This window comes from Bradyrhizobium sp. (assembly GCF_030697065.1).
Classification (GTDB): Bacteria; Pseudomonadota; Alphaproteobacteria; order Rhizobiales; family Xanthobacteraceae; genus Bradyrhizobium.
The window spans coordinates 21,201-33,531 of sequence record NZ_JAUYQU010000294.1 but is presented as its reverse complement, the minus strand read 5'-3'; the positions used below and the strand labels follow the sequence as shown (position 1 = coordinate 33,531).

The window sequence follows — 12,331 nt, the reverse complement described above, 5'->3', positions numbered from 1 at the left end:
TAAGGACTTGCCGACTGGCGCCGACTCACCCCTGGTCCGGCAATATGTTCGCGCTTGAAAGATTAAATCGCCGGAGGCGCGCTCCCCCTCAGGGAAAGCCCCGGCGCCGCCGATTTTCGCGGCTGCTGCCCTGGATCTTCATTCTGGGGATGGTGGCCGTGAGTCAGCTGCCGTTGCGGCAATGGCTGAATTGGCCGGTCTCGACCACGTCGCTGTCGCCGCACGAAATCCAGGCGGCGCGCGACGCCGAGACGATCTGGCGGAGTGCCGGAAATCCCGGCGTGCGGCATTCGGTGGACGTTCTCAGGACCATCGATGGCGACACGTTTGAAGCGCGGGTGCATCTGTCGCCCGGGGTCGAGCCGACGACGCGGGTTCGCCTGCGCGGCGTCGATGCGCCGGAACTGAAGGCGGCCTGTGCGGAGGAACTGGAACTGGCCGAAGCCGCCGGCGCGGCCTTGCGCGATCTGCTCGGCGAAGGCGGAGTCACGATCTACAATATCGGCCCCGACAAATATGGCGGCCGCGTCGTCGCCGACGCCGCCACGCGGCGGACGGATAACGTGGCGGCGGCGCTGCTCGCCGCCGGTCATGCGCGTAGCTATGTCCGCGGCCGGCGCGGCGCCTGGTGCTGAGGACGGTCTCACCAACATAGAAGCCGCGCAGCGGATCGGCTTTGCTTCCGTCATTCCGGGGCGATGCGAAGCATCGAACCCGGAATCTCGAGATTCCGGGTTCATCGCTGCGCGATGCCCCGGAATGACGGAGGCCATCGTCAGCGGGTCACGACCACCGTCGTGCCGACGGAAACGCGCTGGTAGAGATCGGTGATATCGGCGTTCAGCATGCGGATGCAGCCATAGGAGACGAAGCCGCCGATCGAGCCCGGCGCGTTGGTGCCGTGGATCGCATATTCGCCGCCCGCCAGCGTCATCGCGGCGACCCCCATCGGATTTTGCGGCGAACCGCCGGGGATGACGTTCGGCATCGACGGCCGGTCGCGCTTGACTTCCGCCGGCGGCGACCACGCCGGATTGGTGTATTTGCCGTCGATCCGTGTGGTGCCGGCCCACTGCTTGCCGGCGCGGCCGACGCCGACGCGATAGGCGACCGCCTTGCCCTGTTCGACGACGAGATAGAGCCGGCGCTCATTGGTCCTGACCACGATCGTGCCCGGTGAGTAATCGCCCCGGAAGCTGACCACGCTGGGCCGCGCCTCGGCCGTGGTCGACAGCAGGGCCCCCGCCCCGATGGTGGCTGCGAGCGCCACCGCAATCCTCAACGACATCAAACTCTCCACTTTGGCTCGGACACCCCTCTGCAGGGCTGCAAAATTTCCGAAAGGCCAGCAAAACGCCGGTTCGCCCACGCATTCTCGCCGCGTGGCCTCACCAACCTGTTTCAAGGCCGGGCCGGGAACCCATTCAATGAGGTCAGAAAAGGAAATGTTGGGAACAAAGTAAATGACATGAAAACAACACCCGGCAGGAAACGTGCGGGCAGGGGCAGTTGGCCACCGGACGATAGTTGAGAGCTGTCACTATCCGTGTCCCGGACGCGGTGCAGCGTGCGTCAAGCTGCTCCGCAGAGCCGGGACCATGGGACCAAGCCGCCCATCGCGAGATGGGCCCCGGGGTCAGCGGCGCACCGCTTAGGCGCAGCGCCGCGTCCGGGAACGGAGCCCCACGCGTGTCCGGTTTTCAGGCCCCCGCGCCCTTCTTGTTCTGCCGGTGCGCCACCAGATCATCCACCACCGCGGGATCGGCCAGCGTCGAGGTATCGCCGAGGCTGCCCGATTCATCCTCGGCGATCTTGCGCAGGATGCGGCGCATGATCTTGCCGGAGCGGGTTTTGGGCAGCCCCGGCGCGAACTGGATCAGATCGGGCGAGGCGATCGGGCCGATGTCCTTGCGCACCCACGCCACCAGCTCCTTGCGCAGATCTTCGCTAGGCTCAATGCCGGTCATCAGCGTCACATAGGCATAGATGCCCTGGCCCTTGATGTCGTGGGGATAGCCGACCACGGCGGCTTCCGAGACCTTGGCGTGCGCCACCAGGGAGCTTTCGACTTCGGCGGTGCCCATGCGGTGGCCGGAGACGTTGATCACGTCGTCGACCCGGCCGGTGATCCAGTAATAGCCGTCGGCATCTCTCCGGCAGCCGTCGCCGGTAAAATACTTGCCCTTGTAGGTGGAGAAATAAGTCTGCTCGAAGCGGGCGTGGTCGCCATAGACCGTGCGCATCTGGCCCGGCCAGGATCGGGCGATGCACAGATTGCCGCTGCATTCGCCCTCCAGCACCTTGCCGTCGGCATCGACGATTTCGGGCACCACGCCGAAGAACGGCTTCGTCGCCGAGCCCGGCTTGAGCCTGGTGGCGCCGGGCAGCGGCGTGATCAGAATGCCGCCGGTCTCGGTCTGCCACCAGGTATCGACGATCGGGCAGCGCTCGTCGCCCACGACGCGGTGATACCACTCCCAGGCTTCCGGATTGATCGGCTCGCCGACGGAGCCCAGCAGCCGAAGGCTCTGGCGCGAGGTTTTCCTGACCGGATCGTCGCCGGCCTGCATCAGCGCCCGGATCGCGGTCGGCGCGGTGTAGAAGATGTTGACCTTGTGCTTGTCGATCACGTTCCAGAACCGGGACATGTCGGGGTAGTTCGGCACGCCCTCGAACATCAGCGTGGTCGCGCCATTGGCCAGCGGGCCCTAGATAATGTAGCTGTGGCCGGTAACCCAGCCGACGTCGGCGGTGCACCAGTAGATGTCGCCGTCGTGGTAGTCGAACACGTATTGATGCGTCATCGACGCGAACACCAGGTAGCCGCCCGAGGTGTGCAGCACCCCCTTGGGCTGGCCGGTCGAGCCCGACGTGTAGAGGATGAACAGCGGATCCTCGGCATGCATCGGTTCGCACGGGCATTCCGTCGTCACCATCTCGGCGGCGTCGTGGTACCAGAAATCCCGCGACGGGTTCATCTCGACCGCCGCACCGGTGCGCTTGACCACGACGACCCAGTCGACGCCGCCGCACTTGTCGATCGCGGCGTCGACATTGGCCTTCAGCGGCACCTTGCGGCCGCCGCGCAGGCCTTCGTCTGCGGTGATGACGATCTTGGACTGGCAGTCGGTGATACGCTGGGCGAGGCTGTCGGGCGAAAAGCCGGCGAACACCACCGAATGGATGGCCCCGATCCGCGCGCAGGCCAGCATGGCGTAGGCGGCTTCCGGAATCATCGGCAGATAGATGGTGACGCGGTCGCCCTTCACGACGTTGCGGGTGCGCAGGATGTTGGCCATCTTGCAGACTTCGTCGTGCAGCTGGCGGTAGGTGATGTGCTTCGACTGCGAGGGGTCGTCGCCCTCCCAGATGATGGCGGTCTGGTCGCCGCGGGTTTCGAGGTGCCGGTCGATGCAGTTCCAGGCAACATTGAGGACGCCGTCCTCGAACCATTTGATCGAGATGTTGCCGGGCGCAAACGACGTGTTCTCGACCTTGTGGAACGGCTTGATCCAGCCGACGCGCTGGGCCTGTTCGGCCCAGAAGGCGTCGGGGTCGCCGACCGAGCGCGCATACATGTCCTGATACCTGGCCTGATCGACGAAGGCGCGCTTGGACCATTCCGCGGATACGTCGTAAATCTTCTCGGACATCGTTACCCCTCCACCCATGCGGCCAGTGACGCGAGCACTGCATGCCGTCTCGTTTGTTGCGCCAATTATGCGTCGGGCCTACCGGCACCCACAAGCGGAAGAAATAGGACCTTAGACGGGGTTCCCCGCCTTGCGCGGCATCAAACCGCCGGCCGATCGGTCCGGCTGGGTTGCCAGCCTGCATCACGTTCGCGTTTGACCGTTAGCCAACAGACCTCTGCATGGCGCCCATTCCGCCTTCAACGGTATTCAGAGACCTACTTGCCCAAGGGCTGGGCTAGCGCTCCCGGGCATTACCTCCTAAATGGCCTCCCCGGGGGCCCGGCCCCCGCCGGAACCAAAGACCGATAATCGGCATTACCGGAAGACCAGTTGGAGCAAGGCGTCTAAAGTCATGATGGATCAGCAGAATTTCGAGGCTGCGCGGCCCGTTTCCGCCGATCCCGCCGTTGAGCTGGCGAAAGCGCTCGGCCAACTGCCCAAAGTCTCCCGCTCCGCCAAGCAGGCATCCACTCCCGTCACGGCAGCCAAAACGGTTGCCAAGACGTCGGTCGAAGACCTCGCCGGGGAGCTTGGCCTCAAGCTCGGCGACCAGAACCAGCTCACCATCCGCCGCGTCAAGCGCGGCAAGAGCTATTCATTCGTCCGTGCCAACGGCACCGCGGTGCGCCACGTCGGCACCATCAAGCGCCTGCATTCGATGGCGGTACCGCCGGCCTATGCCGAGGTCCGCTATTCGCCCGATCCCTCGTCCCATCTGCAGGCGGTGGGACGCGATGCCGCCGGCCGGCTGCAGTACCGCTATCACTCCGACTGGGAAAAGGTCCGAGAACAGCGCAAGGCCCACCGGCTGGCGCGGCTGGTCGGCGCCCTGCCGAAAATCCGCCGCAACGTCTCGATGCACCTTTCCGGCGATACGCCGACCCGCGAATTCGCGCTCTCCGCGGTGATCGAGCTGATCGCGCGCACCGCGATCCGGCCCGGCAACGAATCCTACGCCCGGCTCAACGGCACCCACGGCGCCACCACGCTGCTGAAATCCCATGTCGTGGTCGAGGACGACACTCTCGTGCTGACCTTCACCGCCAAGGGCGGCAAGGCCGTGCGCAAGGAATGCGACGCAGCCAAGCTGGTGCGTGCCATCGGCATCCTGCGCACCGTGCCCGGCAAGCGCATGTTCCAGTATCGCGACGGCTCCGGCACGGTTCGCGCCGTCTCCACCACCACCGTGAACGCGTTCCTGCGCGAGATCGCCGGCATCAGGATTTCGCTGAAGGATTTTCGCACCCTGATGGCCTCGGCCGTGGTGCTGGAATCGCTGTCGCGGATCTCACCGGCCGCCAGCGCCCACGGCCGCAAGAAACAGGTGCTGGACGCGGTGCGCGCCGCCGCCGACGAATTGTCGAACACCCCGGCGATCTGCCGCAAGAGCTACGTCCACGACACCATCGTCACGGCCTTCGAGGACGGCATCCTCGAACGCTTCGCCGCGACCATGAAGGGCTACCGCTCGCAATCGAAGCGCGAGCAGCTGCTGGCACAGGTGGTGGCGACCGCGGCGGCTTGATAGGCTGAATCAACGCAGTCATTCCGGCTTCGATGCTTTGCATCGCCCCGCAATGACCGCGATAAGCCGTAGGGTGGGCAAAGGCGCGCTCTTCGCGCCGTGCCCACCATCTTTCTGAACTGCTGTTTTCAAAATGGTGGGCACGGCGCAAGAGCGCCTTTGTCCACCCTACGCGCTCCGGTAAGTCTCACATCCCGCCCATATTGCAAACGATCTTCCATTCCTCGGCCGTCACCGGCTGCACCGAGAGGCGCGAATATTTCACCAGCGCCATCTCGGTCAGCCGCTTGTCGGCCTTGATCGCGGCCATCGTCACCGGCGTCTTCAGGGGCTTGCCGGCCTTGATGTCGACGCAGACAAACTTTTCGCTTTTGTCGGTGGGATCCGGATAGGCTTCCTTGATGATCTCGGCGATACCGACGATCTCCTTGCCCTCGTTGGAGTGATAGAAGAAAGCGAGGTCGCCCTTCTTCATCTTCACGAGATTCTGTCGCGCGGTAAAATTGCGCACGCCGGTCCAGGCTTCGCCCTTGGCGCCCTTCGCCACCTGCTGGTCCCACGACCAGGTCGAGGGCTCCGATTTCACCAGCCAGTAGTTCATGACGCCCACCATCCATCCGTCATGGCCGGACTTGTTCCGGCCATCCACGTCTTCCACCGACCAATACCAAGACGTGGATGCCCGCGACAAGCGCGGGCATGACGAGGGAGACTATCCCTCTGCCTTGAACGGGCGCGTCAGCAGGCTTTCGATCGCTTCGTCGATCGTCGCCGTGCCGTTCAATATCGCCGCGACTGCCGACGATACCGGCATATCGACATTCTGCGAAGCCGCCAGCTCGATCATGACCGGCGCGGTGAATTCGCCTTCGGCGAGTTTGTCGGACGGCCGCTTCTCGCCGCGTCCGAGCGCTGCACCAAGCGCAAAATTGCGCGACTGCGCGCTGGAGCAGCTCAGGATCAGGTCGCCGAGGCCCGACAGGCCCGCCATGGTTTCGCTGCGCGCGCCGCAGGCGCGGCCAAGCCGCACCAATTCGCTGAAGCCGCGCGTGGTCAGGGCCGCCTGCGCCGAGGCGCCGAGCTTGCGCCCGACCACGATGCCGGCGGCGATCGCCAGCACGTTCTTGGCCGCGCCGCCGATCTCGACGCCGCGGACATCGGAGGTGTGATAGGGCCGGAAGGTCGAAGACCCCAGCGCCTGGGCAAGCTCGGCCGCCAGCGCCTCGTCCTTCGCCGCCAATGTCACCGCGGTGGGAAGCCCGCGGGCGACGTCGTCGGCAAAGCTCGGTCCCGACAGGATCGCGGCAACGGCCGTGGGTGCGGCTTCCGATATCACCTCGGTCATGAATTGATGGGTGCCGCGCTCGATGCCTTTTGCACTCGCGACCACGGGAACGCCGACGGCAAGGTGAGGCGCCAGCGCGGTGACGGCTTCACGCAAATGCTGGGCGGGCGTCGCGATCACGATGATATCGGCCCGCGCGCCATGCGCGATGTCGCTGGTGATGACGACGCGGCTGTCCAGCCGCACGCCGGACAGTTTTGGATTGCTGCGGCTGGCGGCGATTGCGGCCGCGATCTCCGGGTTGCGGGCGTAAAGCACCACTTCGCGTCCGGCCCGCGCCGCGACAGCGGCCAGCGCCGTTCCCCAGGCGCCGGCGCCGATCACGCTTACAGATCTGAAGGACGGCATGGCGGCAGGCCTCGGCTGGAGCTGGATGGGATCAGGTCGGGAAGCCAGTATGGACAGAATCTTCTACTCGCGGCACGTCAGGCGGTACTAAGATACGGTTGTGCTTTCAATGCATGGGGTTGTTTTCGATATTTTATATATTGGCCTGCAGATGGCGCTGCGCCGCGCCCGGGCACCGGATCTCTTGCTTCAGAAACTTGCGCGGGTTTTGCCATATCCGGCGGGCGCCGTGGCATTGGCGTCGAGCAGCCAGCGGGCGCGGGGTGCGGCGTCCATGCTGTCGACCATGCCGAGCGCCAGCCGCTCCGCGCCGGCCCAGGCGATCATCGCGCCATTGTCGGTGCATAGCGCCGGCGGCGGAATGATCAGCGTGGTCTGCGCTTTGGCCGCGACATCCTGCAGCGCGCCGCGGATCGCCTGGTTGGCGGCGACGCCGCCGGCGGCGACCAGCGCGCGCGGCGGGCCGAATCGTTCGTGAAACAGCCGCAGACCGACGCTCAACCGGTCCGCGGTCGATTCCAGCACCGCCGCCTGAAAGCCGGCGCAGAGATCGCGGATGTCCTGTGGCTCCAGCGGCACCAGCCGGCTGGCCTCGTTGCGAACCGCGGTCTTCAATCCCGACAGCGAAAAATTCGCATCGGCGCGTCCGAGCATCGGCCGCGGCAATGCAAACCGTTTGGCATCGCCGCCCACAGCGGCGCGCTCCACCTCCGGCCCGCCCGGATAGGGCAGCGAGAGCATTTTTGCGACTTTATCGAACGCCTCGCCCATGGCGTCGTCGACGGTGGTGCCGAGCCGGACATAATTGCCGACGCCGATCACGGCGACGATCTGGGTGTGGCCGCCGGAGGCGAGAAACAGGCAATAGGGAAACGCCAGCGCGCAGGTCAGCCGCGGCGTTAGTGCGTGAGCCTCGAGATGGTTGACCGCGATCAGCGGCGTATTGTGCACCATCGCGATGGCTTTCGCGGTGGTGAGGCCGACGATCACGCCGCCGATCAGGCCGGGCCCGGCGGCGGCGGCGACCGCCGCAAGCTGCGCGTAGCCGACCCCCGCCTGCTTCATGGCGCTGTCGACGATGCCGTCGAGCAGGTCGACATGGGCGCGCGCCGCGATCTCGGGCACCACGCCGCCGAACCTTGCATGTTCCTCGGTCTGCGAGCGCACAATATTGGACAGAATGCGCCCCGATCCGTCGCCCAGCCGCTCGATCACGGCGGCTGCGGTTTCATCGCAGGTGGTCTCGATCCCCAGCACCAGCATTGACGAGTCGTTACCCAATTTGAGCCCTTGCGCTATCGGCCAAAGCGGCGTTTGCCTATCCTCGCGTAGCACCGCGAGGTCTCGAAGTGCAATCGTCCGCTGTTACCGAACCGATGCCAGGAAACTCGAAACAGAAACACGACGCATGGCTGTTCTCGTTACCCGCCCACATCCCGACGATGAGTCCACTGCCGCCGCACTTCGCGCCCGGGGATTCGAGGCGCTGCTGGCGCCGATGCTGCGGTTCGAGCCGGTTGCGTTCCAGGAGGACCTCGACGCGCGCTACGGCGCGGTGCTCGTCACCAGCGCCAATGCGTTGCGCGGCATCGAACTCAAGAGCCACCGGCTGCTCGAATTGCCGCTGTTTGCGGTCGGCGAGCATACCGCCAGCGCCGCCCGCCGGGCCGGTTTCACCCATGTAATGCCGACCAGTGGCGACGCCGCGGGCCTGCGCGATCTCGTGATGGCAAGGGTGAAGGCGAAGGAACTGAACAAGGCGTCGACGCTGCTTTATCTGGCCGGTGCCGATCTGGCCCGGGATCTCGCCGCCGAACTCGGCGAAAGCGGGCTGCGGGTCGTCACCCACACCACCTACCGGATGGTTGCGGTGGCGAGCCTGCCGCGCGAGGTCTGCGACGCCTTCGCCGCCAGCCGGATCGAGGCGGTGCTGCATTATTCGCGCCGCAGCGCCCGCGCCTTTCTGGATGCGGCGCGGGCGGGAGGCGTCGAAATCTCGGCGTTGTCGATTCCGCAATGTTGCATCTCCACCGCTGTGGCTGCCGTGCTCCGCGAGGCCGGGGCCACGCAGGTCGTGGTGGCGGCAACGCCGGATGAAAATGCCCTGTTGGAGGCGCTTGAGCGTGCTTTGCGGGCCTGATCGCGGTAAGAAGACGATGCCGAATCCCGTACGTTCGCCGCAATTGATGAGGAACCGTCCTGATGGTCGATGACAGGCCTGAAGCTACCGGAGCATCGCCCGAGACCGGCCGCGCCAGGCGCGAGCCGCCCACCATCGACCTCGAGGCGACCGAGGTTTCCGCCGATACCCCGAACGACACCCAAAATGCTGCCGCCGGCGCGGAACCCGACCCGGAACCCGCACCGCCGCGGGCTTCGACCGGCGCAATTTCCGCTGCCATCATTGCTGCGGTTTCCGGAGCCAGTGCCGCCGCGCTGCTGCTTGGCGCCGCCTGGTTCGCGGGTTGGCCGGCGGCGACGGCGCCGACAGTTCCCGCTCCTCAGGTCAATTCCCTGATCAGTTCCGCCGCCGTCGATGATCTTGCCGCTCGCCTCGCCGGTATGGAGTCCAGGCTCAGCCAGCCCGCCGCCGCCGCGCCCGATGCCGCCGCCCCCGCGCGCGCCGAAGCCCTGGAAAAATCGCTGGCCGCGCTGCGCGACGAACTCGCCGCCCAGCGCGCGCAATCGGACAAACTGGCTGCCGCGATCGATGAAGCGAAATCGGCGCCGCGCGAGGCGCCTCCGCCGCCACCGGATCTGTCCGCGATCAACGAACGCATCGCCCAGCTCGAACGCACCGCCCGGGCGCAGGGCGCCGAGATCAGCAAGGAAATCGCCAGGCCAGCCGACGATCTGCTCCTGCGCCGCATCGTGGCCGCCGCCCTGCTCGACGTTCTCGTTCGAACCGGCGATCCCTATCCCGCGGCGATCAGTGCCGCGAAAACTCTGGTACCGAATCCGGATATGTTGAAGCCGCTCGAAGGCTTCGCGGCTTCCGGTGTACCGAGCGCCAACAGCCTGTGCCGCGAATTGCTGACGCTGGTGCCGAAACTGTCGCCGCCGGCGCCGGACACTTCGACGACGGGTTCCGGCATCGTCGACCGGCTGCAGGCGGGTGCCGCTAAACTCGTGCGGATCGAACGCAGCGACGCCACCGGCAGCGATCGCGGCGCGATCGTCGCGCGGGTCACGGCGGCGGCGCTGCGCAACGATTTCGCCGAGGCGCGGCGCGAATTGAAGACGCTGGCGCCGGCCGATCGCGCCGCGGCGCAGGTCTGGCTCGACAAGGCCGATGCCCGCGATGCCGCGCTCGCGGCCTCCCGCCAATTCGCTGCCGATGCGATGGCGACGCTCGCCAAGCCGGTTCAATAAGCCGCTCGATAAGCCAGCCCATAAGCCCCACAGGACCTTCATGTATCGGATCATTCTGTACCTGGTGTTGATAGCGCTCGCAGCGGCCGGAGCGGCATGGGTTGCCGATCAGGGCGGCGATGTCGCGCTGAACTGGGGCGGCTGGCGCGTCCAGACGTCGGTGCCGGTGTTCGCGCTGGCGCTTGGTGTCGCCATGGTCGCGATCATGCTGGTGTGGGCGCTGCTGCGCGGGCTGTGGCATACGCCGGAGCGGCTCAGGCAGCGGCGGCGCGAGCGGCGCCGGGCGCGGGGCCGCCAGGCGATCACGCAAGGACTGCTGGCAATCGGCCACGGCGATTCCACCGCGGCGCGGCGGCATGCCGATGTCGCGCGGCGCGATGCCGGGCACGATCCGCTGACGCTGCTGCTGCACGCGCAATCCGCCCAGCTCGACGGCGACCGCGAAGGCGCGCAGCGCGCCTTCCATGCCATGGCGGAGCGTGAGGACACCCGGCTGCTCGGCCTGCGCGGGCTGTTCATCGAGGCGCAGCGCGCCGACGATCCGGTCGGCGCGGTCGGGATCGCCGAGGAGGCGCTGAAGCTGGCGCCGGGCTCGACCTGGGCCTCGCATGCCTTGCTCGGATTCCGCTGCGCACAGGGCGACTGGAACGGCGCGCTTGTCATCCTCGACAACAATCTCGCCTCCGGGCTGATCGACAAGGCCACCTACCGGCGCCAGCGCGGCGTGCTGCTGACGGCGCGCGCGCTCGATCTGGAGAAGGTCGACCGCGACAAGTCGCGCGACAGCGCCATGGAAGCGATCAAGCTGGCGCCGACGCTGGTGCCGGCCGCGGTGCTGGCGAGCAAGTATCAGACCGAGGCGCATCAGACCCGACGATCGATGCGGATCGTGGAGGCTGCGTGGCTGGCACAGCCGCATCCGGATCTCGCCGATGCCTATGCGCATGTGAAGCTCGGCGATTCCGCGCGACAGCGGCTGGTGCGGATCGAGACGCTGGCGGCGAAAGCCCCCGGCCATATCGAGGGGGCGCTGGCGATCGCGCGCGCCGCGATCGATGCCGCGGAATTCGGACGCGCCCGCGAGGTGCTGGAGCCGTTCACCGCGGCGCCGACCCAGCGGGTGGCGCTGCTGATGGCGGAGATCGAGCGTGTCGAGCATGGCGACAGCGGCCGGGCGCGGGCCTGGACCCTGCGCGCGGTGCGAGCCCAGCACGACCCGGTATGGACCGCGGATGGCTATGTCAGCGATCGCTGGCGCCCGGTGTCGCCGGTGACCGGGCGGCTGGATGCGTTCCAATGGCAGACGCCGCTGGCGGCATTGCCGTCCGACAGCAGCGCCGCCATCGAAGCCTTCGCTTTGGAAGAGGAGATGCTGGCGCCGCCGCGCCGCGTCGAGCCGCCCCGGGAACCTGCTGTGGAGGAGGCTGCCGAGGAGGCCGCGCCGCCCGCCGCGCAGGACAATTCCCCGGCACCGGCTGAAACCGCTGAATTGCCTGCTGCCGCGGAGCATGAACCAGCGCCCGAACCGGCGTCCGCGCCGCCGCCTTCCGAACCCGTGGCCCCGGCGCCCGCGCCGCTGTTCCGCTCCCGCCAGGACATCCCCCGCACCCGCCGGCCCGGCATTCCCCAGGTCATCCCCATCGTGCGGGCGCCGGACGATCCCGGGATCGACGACGACAGCGCGGTCGATGAATTCCGCGAGCAATTGAGCCCCGCAGAGCGCCAGGCCGGCGGCTGGCGCGGGTTTCTGTCCCGCTGGGGCAGCTGATTTAGCCGGTCTTGAGGGAGCGTTTTTCTTGCAAAAACGCCTCCTGCCCGATATCAGGGGCCAGCGTTTTCAGGCCGTTGCCTGAGCGCATCGCTTGGTCCGCCGCAATAGCTCAGTTGGTAGAGCACGTCATTCGTAATGACGGGGTCACAGGTTCGAGTCCTGTTTGCGGCACCAGTTTTTCCCGAGTTTCAAGTCAGTTCGAACCTCGGTTGTCGCAGCCTCTCGCGTGACGCTTTGCGTGACCCATCTCACAGAGCCGTACCTCACTTCGTTCT

The 12,331-nt window shown here is 66.7% G+C and carries 9 protein-coding genes, 1 tRNA gene and 1 pseudogene; 6 read left to right on the top strand and 5 right to left on the bottom strand.

All coding sequences use genetic code 11. The annotated features are described in order from the left end of the window. Positions 1-149 precede the first annotated feature (149 nt). On the top strand, positions 150-635 hold the full coding sequence (locus tag Q8R73_RS23335; RefSeq protein ID WP_305721903.1) for a thermonuclease family protein: 486 nt from the start codon (positions 150-152) through the stop codon (positions 633-635). 140 nt (positions 636-775) lie between these two features. Here Q8R73_RS23335 and Q8R73_RS23330 read toward each other — a convergent pair whose 3' ends face one another. Then, a complete protein-coding gene (locus tag Q8R73_RS23330; protein WP_305721902.1) occupies positions 776-1,288 on the bottom strand; it encodes a L,D-transpeptidase in 513 nt (170 codons plus the stop codon). Positions 1,289-1,700: 412 nt separating this feature from the next. Further along, positions 1,701-3,653 (bottom strand): annotated as a pseudogene (gene acs / locus Q8R73_RS23325) (acetate--CoA ligase). A 394-nt stretch (positions 3,654-4,047) separates the two neighbouring features. On the opposite strand from acs, the gene Q8R73_RS23320 reads away from it, so the two are divergent. After that, the gene (locus tag Q8R73_RS23320) at positions 4,048-5,220 is read left to right on the top strand and encodes a DNA topoisomerase IB (RefSeq protein WP_305721901.1); all 1,173 of its coding nucleotides are present in this window, start codon (positions 4,048-4,050) and stop codon (positions 5,218-5,220) included. Between the two features lie 187 nt (positions 5,221-5,407). Here Q8R73_RS23320 and Q8R73_RS23315 read toward each other — a convergent pair whose 3' ends face one another. From Q8R73_RS23315 to tsaD, 3 genes are all read right to left on the bottom strand, one after another. Then, the gene (locus Q8R73_RS23315; RefSeq protein ID WP_305721940.1) at positions 5,408-5,821 is read right to left on the bottom strand and encodes an EVE domain-containing protein; all 414 of its coding nucleotides are present in this window, start codon (positions 5,819-5,821) and stop codon (positions 5,408-5,410) included. Positions 5,822-5,932: 111 nt separating this feature from the next. Then, the gene (locus Q8R73_RS23310) at positions 5,933-6,913 is read right to left on the bottom strand and encodes an NAD(P)H-dependent glycerol-3-phosphate dehydrogenase (RefSeq protein ID WP_305721900.1); all 981 of its coding nucleotides are present in this window, start codon (positions 6,911-6,913) and stop codon (positions 5,933-5,935) included. Between the two features lie 189 nt (positions 6,914-7,102). Then, on the bottom strand, positions 7,103-8,176 hold the full coding sequence (tsaD, locus tag Q8R73_RS23305) for a tRNA (adenosine(37)-N6)-threonylcarbamoyltransferase complex transferase subunit TsaD (RefSeq protein ID WP_305721899.1): 1,074 nt from the start codon (positions 8,174-8,176) through the stop codon (positions 7,103-7,105). Positions 8,177-8,321: 145 nt separating this feature from the next. Here tsaD and Q8R73_RS23300 point away from each other — a divergent pair, with 145 nt between their 5' ends. The 4 genes from Q8R73_RS23300 to Q8R73_RS23285 all read left to right on the top strand — a co-directional run bounded on the left by Q8R73_RS23300 (position 8,322) and on the right by Q8R73_RS23285 (position 12,230). Then, positions 8,322-9,053 (top strand): uroporphyrinogen-III synthase, encoded by a 732-nt coding sequence (locus Q8R73_RS23300; RefSeq protein ID WP_305721898.1) that lies wholly within the window; start codon positions 8,322-8,324, stop codon positions 9,051-9,053. Positions 9,054-9,115: 62 nt separating this feature from the next. Beyond that, positions 9,116-10,285 (top strand): COG4223 family protein, encoded by a 1,170-nt coding sequence (locus Q8R73_RS23295; protein WP_305721897.1) that lies wholly within the window; start codon positions 9,116-9,118, stop codon positions 10,283-10,285. Between the two features lie 40 nt (positions 10,286-10,325). Further along, the gene (locus Q8R73_RS23290; protein ID WP_305721896.1) at positions 10,326-12,053 is read left to right on the top strand and encodes a heme biosynthesis protein HemY; all 1,728 of its coding nucleotides are present in this window, start codon (positions 10,326-10,328) and stop codon (positions 12,051-12,053) included. A gap of 101 nt (positions 12,054-12,154) precedes the next feature. Further along, positions 12,155-12,230, top strand: a tRNA-Thr gene (locus Q8R73_RS23285). The last annotated feature ends 101 nt before the right edge of the window (positions 12,231-12,331 follow it).